The sequence below is a fragment of the Pseudoduganella sp. genome, assembly GCF_041914865.1.
GTDB lineage: Bacteria > Pseudomonadota > Gammaproteobacteria > Burkholderiales > Burkholderiaceae_D > Rugamonas.
In genome coordinates, this window is the sequence record NZ_JAYSCO010000070.1 from 14522 (window position 1) to 30446 (window position 15925).

Consider the following 15925-nt stretch of genomic DNA (forward strand, 5'->3'; position numbering starts at 1 on the left):
GCGCCAAAATCCTTAACCTACGTCAAGTTTGGCGACCAGATCTCGTCTTCCGACCACCCCAGCTCCGCAAAGTCCCGCACCCGCAAGGGCGCCTCGCCCGACGCGAAAAATTCATCGAGCTGCGGCGGCTTTACCGGCGTCGAAGACAGCATGGCATGCACCTGGCCACGGTGATGGATCTGGTGTTCGAACAAATGGGCCAGCAAACGCTGGCGGCTGTCGCGCTGGATATCGCCATCGCCCCGATCGATTGTCACGATGCGCCCCAGCTGCTCGTCCTGCAGCGCTTTGCAATACGCGATCAGGCGCTGGTCCGACGCGCGCTGCGCCTGCCACAGGCTGGCGCAATCGTCGAACGGCTCCGGCTGCGCAAAGAACGCGCTGTAATAGTCCGGATGCGGCGGCGCCCCGCGCGCCTCACGCTCCAGCGCATCGATGTAGAACCAGTCCACCGTCAGGATATGGTTCAGCGTCGCCTTGATGGACGGGAAAAAGCCGCTGCGCGGCGCGGTGAAATCGTCCTGCGAAAGCTGGGCGCAGGCACGCAGCAAGCGATGGTTGGCCCAGCCATTGTTATACGCCTCCGACAGCAGGTGGCGCGACAAGCGCCGCCCATCCTGCCGCAACGCCGCCTCGATCGAAGCGCGGTAGCCCTGCGGCAGCCGCTCCGGCAACGCATGCGGCGCAAACAGTCCCACCTCCTGATGCTCATGGCTCAGCACCGGCACAAAGCCGCCCTCCAGCTGGCAGGCATAGGTCACGATGAAGACCCGTTTGCCCGGCACCACCTCGAACAGGTAGCTATCGAGCAGGGACCCGACGCGCAGCCGCACGCCCAGCTCCTCCTCTACTTCGCGCACCAGGCACGCTTGCGGGCTTTCGCCATCCTCGATCCGCCCGCCGGGCAGCTCCCACTCCCCGCGCTCATTCAACAGCAGGACAACACGGCCATCCGGCGCGCAGAACACGCCCTTCACAGAAACAGGATAAGTCATTCGGTATGCAACCCGGTAATGCCGGGAGCCTCTTCCAGGATAGCGCGCACCGCAGCGTAAAGGCCCGCGACCGCCCCGCTGCGCGGATCGCGCCCCGCCAGGCGCGCCATCAGGCCGCAATCGGCGAAAACATAGATTTGCCAGCCCTCTTCAGCGTTGGCGCAGGCGACGTACAGCTCGCAATCCTCCGCCGCCACCGGCACGCACCAGGCGAAATCCTCGGGGATCACATCGCCCAGCGCCTGGTAGCCTTGCCTGGGCAGCTCTTTCGCCATCCACTCCGCCAGGTGCCGGCCGAAGATGCCGGGATTGGTCAGCTGATCCTCGCCCTGGACGATTTCAAAGCGCGTGGACTGGAACATCAGGATCGGGCTGTGCATGCTGATGCTCCTTCCATCGTCTATTCGCGCGGAAGCTGCGCGAACGCAGCGTTCAGGCGCCGCACCATCTCGCCATTCATACTGGCGGTGTGCTTGTTCCAGCGGTCCATCGCATGCTGCAGCTCATTGCGCAGGCGCTGCGCCAGCTGGATCTCGCGCGCATTGGCCGCCCAGATCGCAAACTCCGCACGCGCCTCAAAGCTGCCAAAGCGATCCACCGCGCCCTCAAATTCAGCGCGCGCCTCGCCGTTGCGCCCAGCACCAGCCAACGCCTGCGCCATCAGCAGGCTGCATTGCTCGGCGCGGAAACCGGCATCGGTGCGGCGCACGAACTCCAGGTGTTCAATCGCTTTACCAAACGCCCCGGTAGCCAGGTTGGCACGCGCCGCGCCCAGGCGGATATCCAGGTCCGAACCGAAAGCCCCCTGCAGGCACGCCTCATAGGTGGTCGCCGCTTCCGCCGCCTCCCCCGCATCCAGCAGGGCAGCGGCCAGGCGCATCTGGTTTTGCGCAGTCGGCGTGAAATCGAACGCCGCGCGCGCATCACGCAGTTCACGGCCCGGGTCCAGCATGCGGCCGGCCGCCGCCACCGCCTTGCGCGCGCCATGCTCCAGGCGGGAGCTTGGCAAATAGACCGCGAAAAAGTACACCACGCTGCCCAGCAAAGGGAAGGAGAACAGGATCAGCAGCCAATACAGCTCGCGACCGCGCCGCACCGCATGCACGGCAAAGAAGATCGCAACCAGGATGTGCAAACCCAGACCAACAAACGGCATTTCTCTTCCCCCGGATTATTAATACTTTGATTATAGTCGAGGGTCGCGCAATGGTTCCAGATGGATGCTGAGCCCTGCCGCCGAAGTGCGGATAGCGGTCGGCACATACTGCACGCCCGCGTAGCGCAGCTCATCCGGACGCCAGTTATAGATCGGGGTATCGCGCACCAGGCTATCGGCCAGCACACGCGCCGCACCGCCGACCTGGCGCTGGGTGCGCTCATCCAGCCCATCCAGCGTCAAGTCGTCCAACCGCGCATCGGCCAGCATCACCGCATTGCGCTCCTGGTCGATATTCAGGCGGCCCGACAACCGCACGCTGCCCGTAAACTGCTGCCGCATCAACGGCGAGCTGACCGTCAGCACCGCGCCCAGCGCGATGCGGTCATTCGGCAGCGTGGAAAGGCGCGGCTGCTCCAAACGCAGCTGGAACACCGCCAGCGCCCGATGCTCCAGCGGGAAACGCTGGTCTATATTGCGTTGCAGCCTGGCCAGCGGCACCTCATAGTCGCGCGGCCCGGCAAAGGTAGCGCAGCCGGACAGCACGGCCGCCGCCGCCGCGGCACCCAGCATGGCCGCCGCGCCCAAGGCGCGCACGGCACGGCGTCTGTGTTGGTTCATCTTTGGCCCCTGTGTCATAGTGCCTGCGACTATAGCGAGGATCGGGCATGGCGGGTGTAACCATTGGTATCGCAGGCTGGTCGCTGGCGCGCCCCGACGCCGGCCTATTCCCCGCGCCCGGCAGCGGCAGCGCCCTGCAACGCTATGCCGCCGTCTTCGGCGCAGTGGAAATCAACTCCTCGTTCTACCGCCCGCACAAGCCCGAAACATACGCGCGCTGGGCCGACAGCGTACCACCCGGCTTCCGCTTCGCCGTCAAGCTGCCGCGCACCGTCACGCACGAAAAGCGCTTGCAGGATACCAGCCCCGAACTTGACCGTTTCGCCGCCGAAGCCGGCGCCCTGCACGAAAAGCTGGGCTGGGTCCTGGTACAAACTCCGCCCAGCCTGCGCTTCGACCCCGCTGCCGCCAGCGCACTGTTCACCGGCCTGCGCCAGCGCCTCGCCGGTCCCCTGCTGGCCTGCGAAGCCCGCCACGGCAGCTGGTTCGACGCCGACGCCACCGCACTGTTGCGCGGACTGGACGTCATCCGCGTGGTCGCCGACCCGCCCGCCGGCACGCCCGGCCCCTTCATTGCCACCAGCAGCAGCGCCAGCTACGTCCGCCTGCACGGCAGCCCGCAAATCTACCGCTCCCCCTACGAACCAGAACGGCTGCAGCGGGTAGCCAGCTGGCTCGCCGCCCAGCCCGGCCAGGCCCTGGTCATCTTCGACAACACCATGTCCGGCACCCAGGCCCGCCAGGCCAGGATGCTGGCTGACCTCCTCCACGCCAGCTAGCGTTGCAAAAAAACACTTGCACTGGTGAAAATCAGTGTTATAGTTCACTACAACACCAGTCCATTAAATCACCAACACTGGAGGAAATGATGTATGTGGAATGAAAACCGACCGATCTACCTGCAGTTGAAGGAGCGGGTTGTCGGCATGATGCTGGACGGCCTGCTCAAGCCAGGCGATGCCCTACCCTCGGTACGCCAGGTCGCAGCCGACTATCAATTGAATCCGATCACCGTCTCCCGAGCCTATCAGGAGCTGGTCGATGAAACCTTGGTTGAAAAAAGAAGGGGATTAGGAATGTACGTTACCGAAGGCGCTGTTGATAAACTGCTGTCCACTGAACGCGACCGCTTTATTCGCGAAGAATGGCCCGCAATGGTTGAGCGCATCCGCCGCCTGGGCCTGGACATTGAACAACTGCTGCGCGCCACCAATGTGCCGCCACAAGGAGCCCCGGCATGACAGCCATCATCACCGCCAAACACCTGAGCAAACGTTACGGCGCCACCAAAGCGCTGGACGACGCCAGCTTCGAAATCAAGGCTGGCCGCATCGTCGGCCTGATCGGCCCCAACGGCTCGGGCAAGACCACCACCCTGAAAGCCATCCTCGGCCTGTCGCGCTTCGACGGCGAACTGAATGTGCTCGGCCTCGACCCGCGCGAACAGCGCGATGAACTGATGAAAGACGTCTGCTTCATCGCCGACGTCGCCATCCTCCCGCGCTGGCTGAAAGTGAAAGACGCCATCAGCTTCGTGGAAGGCGTGCACCCCCGCTTCAACCGCGAACGCGCCGAGAAATATATCGCCAACACCAAGCTTGAACCGAACATGAAGGTCAAAGCCATGTCCAAGGGCATGATCGTGCAGCTGCACCTGGCCCTGGTGATGGCGATCGACGCCAAGCTCCTGGTGCTGGACGAACCGACCCTCGGCCTGGACATCCTGTACCGCAAGCAGTTCTACCACCAGCTGCTGGAAGACTACTTCGACGAAAACAAGACCATCCTCATCACCACCCACCAGATCGAGGAAGTCGAAAACATCCTGACCGACCTGATGTTCATCCGCGACGGCAAGATCACCCTCGCCGCCTCGATGGACGAAATCGGCGACCGCTACACCGAAGTGATGGTGCAGCCCGAATACATGACCGCCGCCAGCGCGTTGCAGCCACTGCACCAGCGCACCGTGTTCGGCAAAGCCGTGATGCTGTTCGACGGCGTCTCGCGCAAACAGCTCGAAACGTTCGGCGAAACACGCACCCCAAGCGTGGCCGACCTGTTCGTGGCCAGCATGAAAGGACAATACGAATGAATACGATGAAATGGCTGATCCAGCGCGAATACTGGGAAAACAAGGGCATGCTGTTCTGGGCCCCCGCCATTGTGGGCAGCCTGATGGTGCTGTTCTCCGGCGTGATGGTCGCCTTCGGCATGAACATGAACGTGCAGATCGACGGCGAGAAGATTGCACGCTTCCACGAGATGACCACCATCCAGCGCCACGACGTGGCCAATGCCTTCGGCGCAGCCTTCCCCATGGTAGCCACGCCGCTGTACATCCTGATGGCGTTCCTGATCTTCTTCTACTGCCTGGGCGCATTGCATGACGACCGCCGCGACCGCAGCATCCTGTTCTGGAAATCGCTGCCGGTGTCGGATACCGAGACCGTGCTGTCGAAAGTCGCCATGGCGCTGGTGGCCGCCCCCCTGATCGTCGCCGTGATCGGATTCGCATCGTCGTTCGCCATCCTGCTGATCGGCTCCATCGCCCTCTCCTTCCACGGCCTGAACGTGTTCAGCGACCTGATGTCCTCCACCGCATTGTGGCTCAGCCCATTCCGCATGCTGTCGCTGATCCCGATCTACCTGCTGTGGGCACTGCCGACCGTCGGCTGGCTGCTGATGGTATCGAGCTGGGCACGCAGCAAGGTATTCCTGTGGGCCGTCGGCGCCCCGCTGATGAGCGGTGCATTGCTCGCCTGGGCCAACGCCGGCTTCAAGCTCGGGCTGAACATCGAATGGTACTTCACGCAAGTGGTGCTGCGCCTGCTGGGCAGCGTCCTGCCGGGCAACTGGATGATCTTCGACGAAGGCGCCCGCCGCGCGATGGAACAAGCCGAGCGCGGCGACCTGCCGCCAGCAAGCCAGGTCGCCGTCTTCTACAACGAAGCCTACGCCTCCCTGGCCAGCCCGACGCTGTGGATCGGCGTTGCAGCCGGCGTCGCGATGATCGCCGCCGCCATCTACCTGCGCCGGTGGCGCGAAGAGAACTGATACCAGTTCGCAAATAAAAAAGCCCGCTCTTCAGCGGGCTTTCTTATTGGAAAAACCAGCGCCAAAAACCGGTGCCAGGTCTGTCATTTGGACAGTCGAAACCAATCTTTGATATTTCTCAATACAAGAAATTGGCGCTTTTCGCGTATTGAGATGAATCAAATGCTAGCGCTAGCTGTCCAAATGACAGACCTGGCACCGGTTTTGGCACCGAAATGACAGACCTGGCACCGGTTTTGGCACCGGGTTTTGGCGCCTCAAAAGTGGTACTCGGCGCGGACCATCGGCGTTTGGGCGAGGCTGCCGGGTACGTTGGATGGGTTGCCGAACTTGTTGCGCCAGTATTGGTATTCGATGCCGGCCTTGAGCTTGCCAGGCTTGAGGCCGGCGGCGGTGCTAAAGTCGTACATCAGCTGCATGTCGAGGTTGGTTTCGGGGGCGGTGGGGCCGCCGAATTCGTTGCGGCCTTTGCTGCCGATGTAGTTCACATAGCCTTCGAACGACCAGCCGCTGCCAAGCGGGATGCCCCAGGCGGCGTTCAGCATGGCGTGCGTGTCGTAGCGGTAGCGCTTGGGCACGCCGATCGGGTTGTTGCTTTCCCATAGGGCCAGCAGGCTGATGTTCAGGAAGCCGGGGACGTCCACCATCAACGTCGGGCCGACTACCAGCATCTGCTTGCGCGAGGCGTAGCCGTTGTCGTTCTTGTGGTTCCAGTCGAAGCCTGCGGTCATGCCGAGGCCGCGCATGCCTGCGCCTTTGAACTCTTTGCCACTCAGCTTGCCGATATCCCAGGTGTGGCGGTATAGCAGGTAAGCCTCGGTCGCGCTGTCGTCCTTGCGGTCGGACTTCAGGATGTCGAGGTTCATGTAGTTGCTGCCGTAGGCGTGGCCGCTGGCGTGCGTCAGGTTGACGATGTGCTTACGGATGTCCTGCGGGTTGTACGGCTCGGCGAAACGGGTGCCGAAGCGGTAGCCGATGGTGTTGTCCATCCAGTCGAGCGCCATGGCTGGTTGCGCAGCGCCCAGGGCCAGCAGCGCTGCGGTGACGGTCGTGGTGAAGTGCTTCATGTGGTGGCTTCCCCTTTAGCGAATTTTGAGCGTGGCGTCGAGCTTGAACAGGCCGACAACTTCTTCCAGCCGTGCGGCTTGCTCGCTCAGGGACTGGGCGGCGGCGGCGGCTTGCTCCACCAGCGCGGCGTTTTGCTGCGTGGTGTTGTCCATTTGCGTGACGGCCTGGTTGACCTGGTCGATGCCTAGGCTTTGCTCCTGGCTTGCGCTGGCGATTTCGCTCATCAGGCCTGCGACGTTCTGCACCGATTTGACGATGTCCTGCATGGCGGCGCCGGCGGAATCGGCGAGCTTGCCGCCGTCGGCGACTTGCTGCACCGATTCGGTGATCAGTTCTTTGATCTCTTTCGCTGCGGCGGCGCTGCGCTGGGCGAGGTTGCGCACTTCGCTTGCCACCACGGCGAAGCCGCGCCCCTGTTCGCCGGCGCGCGCTGCTTCGACGGCGGCGTTCAGCGCGAGGATGTTGGTCTGGAAGGCGATGCCGTCGATCACGCCGATGATGTCGGAGATCTTGCTGGAGCTGGCGGTGATCAGCTGCATCTTCTCGACCACCTGCCCCACTACCTCGCCGCCGCGCCGTGCGGAGTCGGCGGTGCTGGCGACCAGCTTGTTGGCTTGTTCGGCGTTGGCGGTGTTGTTATGCACGGTGGAGGTGAGCTGCTCCATGGCGGCGGCGGTTTCCTCCAGGTTGGAGGCTTGCGCTTCGGTGCGGGCCGACAGGTCCATATTGCCGCTGGCAATATCGCCGGTGGCGGCGCCGATGGCGCGGCTGCTGTCGCGCACGCGCAGGATCGTGCCGTTGAGCGATTCGACGAAGCTGTTGAAGGCGCCGGCCAGGGCGCCGATTTCGTCTTGCGATTCGACCGGCATGCGGCGCGTCAGGTCGCCGCCGCCGCGGGCGATGTCTTCCAGCAGTTCGGCGGCCTGCGCTACCGGTGCGGCAATGGCGCGGGCAATCACAAAGATGGCGAGCATGCCGATGCCGCCGCCGATGATGGCGGCAATCAGGGAGGTCATGGCGGCGCCGCGCGCTATGCCGGCCAGTACTTCGGCTTCCGGCACCTGGGCTACCAGATAGGCATTCAGCTCGGGGATGAAGGACGATGCCACCAGCTGTTCGCCTTCGCCATCCTTGAAGCTGTCGGCGACGAAGGCTTCGCTGCCAAGCAGGCGTTTGGCGAGGGCCGCCGACATGCCGGGCATGTCGGCCAGGGCGTGTTTGCCGTCCACCAGCTTCGGATCGCGGTGGATCAGGATGGTGCCATTGGCGCGCACCAGGTAGACGTAGCCGGATTCTCCCAGCTTGTAGTTGCGCACTGCCTGCGCCAGCGCATTGACCGAGAGGCCAAGGCCGGCTGCGGCCTGCTTGCCGCCCGCCGTCTGCACGCGGGTATTGATGAACAACATATAGGAGTCGGCGCTGACGTCTTTGTCGATGTCGAGCTGGTACTGGGCGCTGCCGGACAGGAAGCCGTAGAACCATTGGTCGCTGGCGGCTTTTTCGTTCAGGGTGCGGTCGTAGCCCTTGTCGGTGAAGTATTTGCCGGTGGCGCGCGAGACCCAGAACACGGTGGCGGCATTGTTTTTCGACTTGAGCTCTTTGGCCTGGGCGGTCCAGGCGGCCAGGCCTTCATCCGGCACGCCGGCGTCTTCCCAGGCGCCGAGAAAGGTGTTGTGGGCCAGCGATTGCGACACGGCCAGCGGGGTGGCGATCTGGCGCAGCACGTCGTTGCGGATGGCGGCCACCTGGGCGGGAAGTTCCTGCCGCAGCACGCGTTCGCGCGCGGCCTGGCTGGTCTTCATGATGCTGAGGGTGGATGAGATGACAATAAACAGCAGCAGGCACAGGCCCATGCTGAGAAGAAGCTTGTGCCGGATGGACAAGCGGCGCAGCAATTCCATTCGTACTCCCCAAGGCGTTAGTTGTTCTGCGTCAAGCATAACAACGCCTCGGGGCCGCCACAATCAATCCAGTTGAATATGGCGGATTCTGACAACAGCTGACTGCTAATCGATCACAGCGCGCAGTTCAGCGACTTGCGCTGCCAGCGCGGCGACTTCTGCGCGCAGGGATGCGACTTCCTGTTCCAGCTGGGCCACGCGGTCGGTACGCGATGCGCTGCCGCCACCCTCGCCTGCGCCGCCGGCTGCACCGCCGAAGGCGCCGGCGGTGGCGTCGCGTGCCAAGGCCTCTTCCCCGCCCAGCAGCTGGCCGTAGCGCGGCTCGCGCGAGCCGGGCGCCAGCGGCAGTTTGGCGACCAGGGGCGGGTATTTGTCGATCAGGAATTGCAGCGCTGCTTCGACGTCGGCCACGGATTTGAATTCGTGCAGGCGGCCGGTGCGGGTGCGGATCTCGCCGGCGGTTTGCGGCCCGCGCAGCATGAGGATGGTCAGCACGGCCAGCTTGTCCTGCTCCAGCGTCCACTTCATGCGCATGCGGTGTTCGTATTTGACGACGCGTGCACCGGATTGGCTGACGGTGGAGACCAGCTTGCGTTCGCCCAGGCGGGCCAGCACGTCGGCGACCGTGTCTTCGCTGATCTGCATGACCGGCTCGCGGCTGGAAAGCTGGTTGCAGCCGTTGGTCAGGGCATTCAGCGAGAGCGGGTAGTTGTCCGGCGTCAGGCCTTCTTTTTCGGCCAGTACCGCGAGTACGCGGATTTCAAACGGGTCCAGAATGTCGTCCATTTTTTTCTCCTTATTCGACCAGTTTGTTGAGTTCTGCGGTATCGAGCTTGTCGCAGGCTTTGAGGTCCGGACAGGCCAGGCCCGCCGCCTTCATGGCAGCCGACAGGCGCTCGATCTGCTGCTCCTGCGCCACCGCGTGGGCGATCAGGCTGTGCAGCGCTTTGGACAGCGGGTCGTCGCCGTTCGCGGTCACGCCGTAGGCGGAGAACAGGTGCGAGGCGGGCGACGGGGCGTGATCTTTTTGCACCAAATGGGCCGGGTTGCCGACTGCGGTGGCGCCGGGCGGAACGGGCTTCAGCACCACGGCGTTGGAGCCGACCTTGGCGTATTCGCCGACCGTGAAGCCGCCCAGCACCTTGGCGCCGGCGCCGATGATGACGCCGCGGCCCAGCGTGGGGTGGCGTTTGGAGCCGGCGTGCAGCGAGGTGCCGCCCAGGGTGACGCCCTGGTAGATGGTGCAGTCGTCGCCGACTTCGGCGGTTTCGCCGATGACGACGCCGAAGCCGTGGTCGATGAAGACGCGGCGCCCGATCGTGGCACCGGGGTGGATCTCGATGCCGGTGATGATGCGGGCCAGGTAGGAAATGAAGCGGCCCAGCCATTTCAGGCCGTGCGTCCAGCACCAGTGCGCCCAGCGGTGCATGACGATCGCCTGCAGGCCGGGGTAACAGGTCAGCACCTCCCAGCCGTTACGAGCAGCGGGGTCGCGCTCGATGATGCTGCGGATATCGTCACGGAGGTGGTCAAACATGGTGGTGCTGGGGAGTTGGTTGGGGAATTATCATAGCGCATCCGCTTAGAGGATGCAGGCTGCCACCCGGGGAAACCAGGGTACGACCCGAGGGTCGGACCCTTCCACTGCGGGCGACACGGCAAGGGTCAGACCCTTGGGTCTGACCCAGGTTTACCGGGTTTAGCCTTCCTTGGCAATACGCTGACGGCGCGCCTCGTACAGGCAGACGCCGGAGGCAACGGAAACGTTGAGCGACTCCACCGAACCAAACATCGGAATCGACACCAGCACATCGCAGGTCTCGCGCGTCAAACGGCGCATGCCCTCGCCTTCCGAGCCCATCACAATCGCGGTCGGGCCCGAGTAATCGCCTTCATACAAGCCCTTCTCGCCATCGTCCGAAGTACCGATCAGCCAGATATCGCGCTCTTTCAGCTCGCGCAGGGTACGCGCCAGGTTGGTCACGGTAATGAACGGCACCGTCTCCGCCGCGCCCGACGCCACCTTGGCCGCGGTCGCATTCAAGCCCACCGAACGGTCCTTCGGCGCGATCACCGCGTGCGCACCGGCGCCATCGGCCACGCGCAGGCAGGCGCCCAGGTTATGCGGATCGGTAATCCCATCCAGCACCAGCAGCAGCGGCGGGCCCTCCACCGCATCCAGCAGCTCGTCCAGGTTGCGCGCCAGCGCCAGCTGGGAGGCGAAGGCGATCACGCCCTGGTGGCGGCGGGTGCCGACGATCTTGTCGAGGCGCTCGGACTCCACCGGCATCACGCGCACGCCGGCCGCTTTCGCGTGGGCGATCAGGTCCTTCATGCGGCGGTCGTCGCGCGCCTGGTCGAAGAAGATCTCTTCAACGCTGGAGGCTTCGTGGCGCAGGCGCGAGGTCACGGCGTGGAAGCCGAAAATCATTTTGTTCTTGGACATCGTAGTTCTCAAAATAAGTCCGGCGCCGAAGCGCCGGACGGGGTGCTTATCGTTTCTTCTTAGGCTTTGCAGCCTTGGTCACGCGCTTGGCGCTGGTCTTTGCCTGGGCTTTCGCCTTCGGCTTCGGCTTGGCTGCCTTGCGCGCCGCCGGGGCGGCAGGCGCATAGGCCGGCGCCGCACCGCGCTTGGCTGGCGCGCGGCCCGGCGCCCGGGTCGGCGCTTCTTCACGCGCGCTGATGGAAGGCGCCGCAGCGCGGGCCGATTTACGCTTGCGCGCTACGGCCGGATTGTCGCCTTCGTCGTCAAAGCTGTCGAAATCGCCCAGCGAGCCAAGCAGGCCGCCGCCCTTGCGGGACGGCTTCTTGCCCTGCGGTGGCAGCGTGGAAATCTCGCTGTCGGCCAGGCGCAGGTCGATCTTGCGCGACTCCAGGTCGACCCGCACCACCTGCACGTTGACGCGGCCGGTCAGCTGGTAGCGCTTGCCGGTGCGCTCGCCGCGCAGCTCATGGCGCGCCTCGTCGTACTCGAAGAAGTCGGCGCCCAGGTCGGTGATGTGCACCAGGCCCTCCACGAACAGCTGGTCCAGCTGCACGAAGATACCGAAGGTGGTCACGCCGGTGATGATGCCGCTGAACTCTTCGCCCAGCTTGTCCTGCATGAAGTAGCACTTCAGCCAGGCTTCCACATCGCGCGAGGCCTCGTCGGCGCGGCGCTCGTTGGCCGAGCAGTGCACGCCCAGCGCGTCCCAGATGGTCAGGTCGCCCTTGGCTTTGGGCTCCTTGCCCTCCTGCTTGTCCTTCAAGGCCTGGCGGCGCTGCGCGTTGGACACGGTGGTGTTCAGCACCGACATGTCGCTGATCTTCGGCTCGTACTTCTTGCCCGCCAAAATCGCCTTGATGGCGCGGTGCGTCAGCAGGTCCGGATAACGGCGGATCGGGCTGGTGAAGTGGGCATACGCCTCATACGCCAGGCCGAAGTGGCCGATATTGTCCGGGCTGTAGACCGCCTGCTGCATGGAGCGCAGCAGCATGGTTTGCAGCAGCTGCGCATCCGGACGCTCCTTGATCTTCTTCATCAAGTCGGCGTAGTCGCGCGCCACCGGCGTATCGCCGCCGCCCAGCGACAGGCCGAGCTGCTTCAGGAAGTCGCGCACCTGGGTCAGCTTTTCCTTGGTCGGGCCGGCGTGGATGCGGTAAGTGCCCGGGTGCTTGTGGCGCAGCAGCAGGTCCGCCGCGCACACGTTGGCCGCCAGCATGCACTCCTCGATCAGCTTGTGCGCATCGTTACGGGTGCGCGGGATGATCTTCTCGATCTTGCCAGACGGGTTGCAGACGATATAGGTCTCGGTGGTCTCGAAATCGATCGCACCGCGTTCCTGGCGCGATTTCTGCAGCGCGTGGTACACGTCGTACAGGTTCTGCAGGTGCGGCACGATTTCCGCGCGGCGCGCAGCCTCCGGGCCCTTGGTGTTGCCAAGGATGGCCGCCACTTCGGTATACGTCAGGCGCGCAGCCGAATGGATCACGGCCGGATAGAACTGGTAAGCCTTCAGCTCACCCTGGGCGGTGATGACGGCATCGCACACCAGGGTCAGGCGGTCGACGCGCGGGTTCAGCGAGCACAGGCCGTTGGACAGTTTCTCCGGCAGCATCGGGATCACCCGGCGCGGGAAATAAACCGAAGTGCTGCGCTCGATGGCGTCGCCATCCAGGCCGTCGTTCGGCTTCACGTAGTGCGACACGTCGGCAATCGCCACGATCAGACGGAAGGCCTTGCTGCGGCCGATCTTCACCGGCTCGCAATACACCGCATCGTCGAAGTCGCGCGCGTCCTCACCGTCGATGGTCACCAGCGGCACGTCGCGCAGGTCGACGCGCTCGCCCCAGTCGGATTCCTTCACCACGTCCGGCAGCTTGGCCGCCTGCTTCAGCGCAGCGTCCGAGAAAATATGCGGCACGCCGAACTTGCGCACGGCGATCTCGATCTCCATGCCGGGATCGTCCATATCGCCCAGCACTTCCACGATCTTGCCGGACGGCTGCTTGAAGCGCCCCGGCTGCTCGGTCAGTTCCACGCTGACGATCTGGCCCGACTTGGCCTTGCCCACCGCGCCCTGCACCAGGATATCCTGGCTGATGCGCTTGTCTTCCGGCGCCACGACCCATACGCCGTTCTCCTTCAGCAGGCGGCCGATGATATGGGTGGTACCGCGCTGCACCACTTCAACAATCGTGCCCTCCGGGCGGCCGCGGCGGTCGTAGCCGATGATGCGGGCCAGCACCCGGTCGCCATGCAGCACCTTCTGCATTTCACGCTCGGCCAGGAACAGGTCTTCGCCCGGCTCGTCCGGGATCAGGAAGCCATAGCCGTCACGGTGGCTGGAAACGCGGCCGGCAATGAATTCGGAATGGTCCGCCAGCACGTAGAAGCCACTGGTATCGGAACGGATCTGGCCGTCGCGCTCCATGGCGTTCAGGCGGCGCGTCAGCACGGCGTGCGATTCGGCTTTGACTTTAAGCGACAGCGCCAGCGTGCGCAGGTCGAGCGGCGCCTTGGCGCTGCGGAAGATGCCGAGAATCTCTTCGCGGCTAGGAATGATATGAGTGGAGTTCAAATGGGGTTCAGTAATCTTATTATTGGTTGTTAGTGTAACAGGAAGGGCCGCTCACAAAAATCTTTCGCAGGCCCTTTGACATCGGCTGAGTTTCCTCTATAATTCTGGCTCTCGCAGCGATGCGGGAATGGCGAGTCGATGTGCAGCGTGGAATGAAAGTTCATCTGGCGCAAAACTCACCAAAGCAGTATGATAGCAGATGTTGCTAATGCCCACGTGGCGGAATTGGTAGACGCGCATGGTTCAGGTCCATGTGCCGCGAGGTGTGGGGGTTCGAGTCCCTCCGTGGGCACCAAAAATTCCGTAAAAAAGCTTCCTTCGGGAAGCTTTTTTCATTTCCGGCGTCGGATTCCTTGACGTCGCCAACTTCAGCGGGTCCACCCGCCCCGTCCTGCCCCGTCCGCGCACGCTTCTTGCGGCACCCTCCTTACCCATCCATTCGAAGGAGAGCGCCATGAGAGCACTACTTGCCAGCCTGCTGTTGTTTGCCAGCACAGCATCGGCCAACCCGGTATTCAACTTCACCTTCACGCCCGGCACCTCACTGCAGGCCCAGCAAGGCTTCCAGGCCGCCGCCGCGCGCTGGTCCAGTTTGCTGACTGACAATGTGACGATTAATTTGACGGTCGGCTTCAACTCGCTTGGCGGCGGCATCCTCGGCCAGGCCGCCTCCGCCTCCGACTTCCACACTTACGCCTCGGTGCGCAACGCCCTGGCCGCCGATGCCACGTCGGCCTCCGACGCCACCGCCGTCGCCCACCTGCCCACCGGCCCCAGTTTCGGCGTCCTCATCAACCGCACTGCCGACAACCCGCATGGCGCAGGCAGCGCCACGCCCTACGTCGACAACAATGGCGGCGACAACAACCAGGTCATGTACATTGCCAATGCCCAAGCCAAGGCCATCGGCCTCGCCGTGGCACCGCAAACCCTGAACGGCTGCATCGGCCAATGTGACGGCTTCATCCAGTTCAACAGCGATTTCAACTTCGATTTCGACGCCAGCAACGGCACCGCCGCCAACGCGTTTGATTTTGTCGGCGTCGCCGCCCATGAAATCGGCCACGTGCTGGGCTTCATCAGCGGTGTCGACATTCTTGACTTCAACGCACCGCCCTACAACGGCCCATTCCAGGCCGATGAATTCATGTTCGTCTCCACCCTCGACCTGTTCCGCTACTCCAGCGAAAGCGCCGCGCAGGGCGTGATCGACTGGACGGCCGACACGCGCAGCAAGTACTTCTCCCTCGACGGCACCACGGTCGGCCCCGAATTCTCCACCGGCACCCTGTTTGGCGACGGCCGCCAGGCCAGCCACTGGAAGGACGACCTGTTCATCGGCCTGATGGATCCCACCGCCGGCATGGGCGAAACCCTGCACATCACCGGCAATGACGTACTGGCGATGGACGCCATCGGCTGGGACGTCGCACCCATCCCCGAACCCTCGGGCTGGGCCATGCTGGGCGCCGGCCTGCTACTGATTGCCGCCCGCCAGCGTGGTCGAACAAACAAACTTTCATAAATGTCTTGACCGATGCGACGAGGGCCATTAATATGCGTGCCTCGTTGCAGAACAACGCAACAAAATGCCCACGTGGCGGAATTGGTAGACGCGCATGGTTCAGGTCCATGTGCCGCGAGGTGTGGGGGTTCGAGTCCCTCCGTGGGCACCAAAAATTCCGCAGAAAAGCCGCTGAAAAGCGGCTTTTTTGTTTTTGAAATTCGGGGTCAGGTCTGACAATCGGACAGCAAAACCAAACCCTTGAGTTTAATCAAAGCCCCTCGCAGAATTCCTGCATTTGAAACTCCCTGATTTTTCGACCACAAATCTCGGCCAAGGCCTTGAGAAAAGTCAAAGGTGTGGCTTGGGTGTCCGAATGTCAGACCTGACCCCGAATTGCTCCGAGTTGCACAAAATTATTAATTTCCCCTTGACCAATCCGGTTGTGGCCATTAATATGCGTGCCTCTGTTGCAGACAACACCGCAACGGAGAGTTGAAGAAGTTAGCGCCCACGTGGCGGAATTGGTAGACGCGCATGGTTCAGGTCCATGTGCCGCGAGG

Annotated in this window: 15 protein-coding genes and 2 tRNA genes; 7 read left to right on the forward strand and 10 right to left on the reverse strand. The window is 63.4% G+C overall.

Translation table 11 applies throughout. The features are described 5' to 3' along the window. Nucleotides 1-17: 17 nt before the first annotated feature. The 4 genes from ACE3TQ_RS23390 to ACE3TQ_RS23405 are packed head-to-tail and all read right to left on the reverse strand — an operon-like array spanning nucleotide 18 to nucleotide 2772. Nucleotides 18-995 carry a DinB family protein gene (locus tag ACE3TQ_RS23390; protein WP_374585529.1) on the reverse strand — a complete coding sequence of 326 codons (978 nt, stop codon included), beginning with the start codon at nucleotides 993-995 and terminating at the stop codon, nucleotides 18-20. Beyond that, entirely contained in the window at nucleotides 992-1375 is a 384-nt protein-coding gene (locus ACE3TQ_RS23395; RefSeq protein ID WP_374585531.1) for a hypothetical protein, read from the reverse strand. The genes ACE3TQ_RS23390 and ACE3TQ_RS23395 overlap by 4 nt, the downstream gene beginning before the upstream one ends. 20 nt (nucleotides 1376-1395) lie before the next feature. After that, the gene (locus ACE3TQ_RS23400; RefSeq protein WP_374585533.1) at nucleotides 1396-2151 is read right to left on the reverse strand and encodes a hypothetical protein; all 756 of its coding nucleotides are present in this window, start codon (nucleotides 2149-2151) and stop codon (nucleotides 1396-1398) included. Nucleotides 2152-2181: 30 nt separating this feature from the next. Then, nucleotides 2182-2772 (reverse strand): DUF1439 domain-containing protein, encoded by a 591-nt coding sequence (locus tag ACE3TQ_RS23405; RefSeq protein ID WP_374585535.1) that lies wholly within the window; start codon nucleotides 2770-2772, stop codon nucleotides 2182-2184. Between the two features lie 47 nt (nucleotides 2773-2819). Between ACE3TQ_RS23405 and ACE3TQ_RS23410 the strand changes: the two genes are divergently transcribed. From ACE3TQ_RS23410 to ACE3TQ_RS23425, 4 genes are all read left to right on the forward strand, one after another. Further along, on the forward strand, nucleotides 2820-3551 hold the full coding sequence (locus tag ACE3TQ_RS23410) for a DUF72 domain-containing protein (RefSeq protein ID WP_374585537.1): 732 nt from the start codon (nucleotides 2820-2822) through the stop codon (nucleotides 3549-3551). A 93-nt stretch (nucleotides 3552-3644) separates the two neighbouring features. Then, nucleotides 3645-4013: a GntR family transcriptional regulator gene (locus ACE3TQ_RS23415; RefSeq protein ID WP_090440366.1), complete on the forward strand. Its 369-nt coding sequence runs from the start codon at nucleotides 3645-3647 to the stop codon at nucleotides 4011-4013. Continuing rightward, nucleotides 4010-4867: an ABC transporter ATP-binding protein gene (locus ACE3TQ_RS23420; protein ID WP_374585539.1), complete on the forward strand. Its 858-nt coding sequence runs from the start codon at nucleotides 4010-4012 to the stop codon at nucleotides 4865-4867. Before ACE3TQ_RS23415 ends, ACE3TQ_RS23420 begins: the two co-directional genes overlap by 4 nt. Next, nucleotides 4864-5829: a hypothetical protein gene (locus tag ACE3TQ_RS23425; RefSeq protein ID WP_374585541.1), complete on the forward strand. Its 966-nt coding sequence runs from the start codon at nucleotides 4864-4866 to the stop codon at nucleotides 5827-5829. The genes ACE3TQ_RS23420 and ACE3TQ_RS23425 overlap by 4 nt, the downstream gene beginning before the upstream one ends. Nucleotides 5830-6086: 257 nt before the next feature. Here the strand turns inward: ACE3TQ_RS23425 and ACE3TQ_RS23430 are convergent, their stop codons facing one another. From ACE3TQ_RS23430 to rnr, 6 genes are all read right to left on the reverse strand, one after another. Next, on the reverse strand, nucleotides 6087-6896 hold the full coding sequence (locus ACE3TQ_RS23430; RefSeq protein ID WP_374585543.1) for an outer envelope protein: 810 nt from the start codon (nucleotides 6894-6896) through the stop codon (nucleotides 6087-6089). Between the two features lie 15 nt (nucleotides 6897-6911). Beyond that, a complete protein-coding gene (locus tag ACE3TQ_RS23435) occupies nucleotides 6912-8798 on the reverse strand; it encodes a methyl-accepting chemotaxis protein (RefSeq protein WP_374585545.1) in 1887 nt (628 codons plus the stop codon). Nucleotides 8799-8903: 105 nt separating this feature from the next. After that, the gene (locus ACE3TQ_RS23440; RefSeq protein WP_374585547.1) at nucleotides 8904-9584 is read right to left on the reverse strand and encodes a YceH family protein; all 681 of its coding nucleotides are present in this window, start codon (nucleotides 9582-9584) and stop codon (nucleotides 8904-8906) included. Nucleotides 9585-9594: 10 nt separating this feature from the next. Continuing rightward, a complete protein-coding gene (cysE, locus tag ACE3TQ_RS23445) occupies nucleotides 9595-10335 on the reverse strand; it encodes a serine O-acetyltransferase (protein WP_374585549.1) in 741 nt (246 codons plus the stop codon). A gap of 162 nt (nucleotides 10336-10497) precedes the next feature. After that, the gene (rlmB, locus tag ACE3TQ_RS23450; RefSeq protein ID WP_342118257.1) at nucleotides 10498-11229 is read right to left on the reverse strand and encodes a 23S rRNA (guanosine(2251)-2'-O)-methyltransferase RlmB; all 732 of its coding nucleotides are present in this window, start codon (nucleotides 11227-11229) and stop codon (nucleotides 10498-10500) included. A gap of 61 nt (nucleotides 11230-11290) precedes the next feature. Then, nucleotides 11291-13858 carry a ribonuclease R gene (gene rnr / locus ACE3TQ_RS23455; RefSeq protein ID WP_374585551.1) on the reverse strand — a complete coding sequence of 856 codons (2568 nt, stop codon included), beginning with the start codon at nucleotides 13856-13858 and terminating at the stop codon, nucleotides 11291-11293. A 210-nt stretch (nucleotides 13859-14068) separates the two neighbouring features. Here rnr and ACE3TQ_RS23460 point away from each other — a divergent pair. The 3 genes from ACE3TQ_RS23460 (at nucleotide 14069) to ACE3TQ_RS23470 (ending at nucleotide 15534) form a co-directional block, all read left to right on the forward strand. Continuing rightward, nucleotides 14069-14153 (forward strand) — tRNA-Leu (locus ACE3TQ_RS23460). A gap of 159 nt (nucleotides 14154-14312) precedes the next feature. Further along, nucleotides 14313-15383, forward strand: a complete 1071-nt coding sequence (locus ACE3TQ_RS23465) for an NF038122 family metalloprotease (protein WP_374585553.1) — start codon at nucleotides 14313-14315, stop codon at nucleotides 15381-15383. A gap of 66 nt (nucleotides 15384-15449) precedes the next feature. Next, nucleotides 15450-15534, forward strand: a tRNA-Leu gene (locus tag ACE3TQ_RS23470). Nucleotides 15535-15925 lie beyond the last annotated feature (391 nt).

Coding starts and splice junctions, on each gene's coding strand:
- ACE3TQ_RS23420 (WP_374585539.1), top strand. CDS start 4,010: ATGACAGCCATCATCACCGCCAAACACCTGAGCAAACGTTACGGCGCC.
- ACE3TQ_RS23430 (WP_374585543.1), bottom strand. CDS start 6,896: ATGAAGCACTTCACCACGACCGTCACCGCAGCGCTGCTGGCCCTGGGC.
- ACE3TQ_RS23400 (WP_374585533.1), bottom strand. CDS start 2,151: ATGCCGTTTGTTGGTCTGGGTTTGCACATCCTGGTTGCGATCTTCTTT.
- ACE3TQ_RS23405 (WP_374585535.1), bottom strand. CDS start 2,772: ATGAACCAACACAGACGCCGTGCCGTGCGCGCCTTGGGCGCGGCGGCC.
- ACE3TQ_RS23440 (WP_374585547.1), bottom strand. CDS start 9,584: ATGGACGACATTCTGGACCCGTTTGAAATCCGCGTACTCGCGGTACTG.
- ACE3TQ_RS23390 (WP_374585529.1), bottom strand. CDS start 995: ATGACTTATCCTGTTTCTGTGAAGGGCGTGTTCTGCGCGCCGGATGGC.
- ACE3TQ_RS23395 (WP_374585531.1), bottom strand. CDS start 1,375: ATGCACAGCCCGATCCTGATGTTCCAGTCCACGCGCTTTGAAATCGTC.
- cysE (WP_374585549.1), bottom strand. CDS start 10,335: ATGTTTGACCACCTCCGTGACGATATCCGCAGCATCATCGAGCGCGAC.
- ACE3TQ_RS23415 (WP_090440366.1), top strand. CDS start 3,645: ATGTGGAATGAAAACCGACCGATCTACCTGCAGTTGAAGGAGCGGGTT.
- rlmB (WP_342118257.1), bottom strand. CDS start 11,229: ATGATTTTCGGCTTCCACGCCGTGACCTCGCGCCTGCGCCACGAAGCC.
- ACE3TQ_RS23465 (WP_374585553.1), top strand. CDS start 14,313: ATGAGAGCACTACTTGCCAGCCTGCTGTTGTTTGCCAGCACAGCATCG.
- ACE3TQ_RS23410 (WP_374585537.1), top strand. CDS start 2,820: ATGGCGGGTGTAACCATTGGTATCGCAGGCTGGTCGCTGGCGCGCCCC.
- ACE3TQ_RS23435 (WP_374585545.1), bottom strand. CDS start 8,798: ATGGAATTGCTGCGCCGCTTGTCCATCCGGCACAAGCTTCTTCTCAGC.
- ACE3TQ_RS23425 (WP_374585541.1), top strand. CDS start 4,864: ATGAATACGATGAAATGGCTGATCCAGCGCGAATACTGGGAAAACAAG.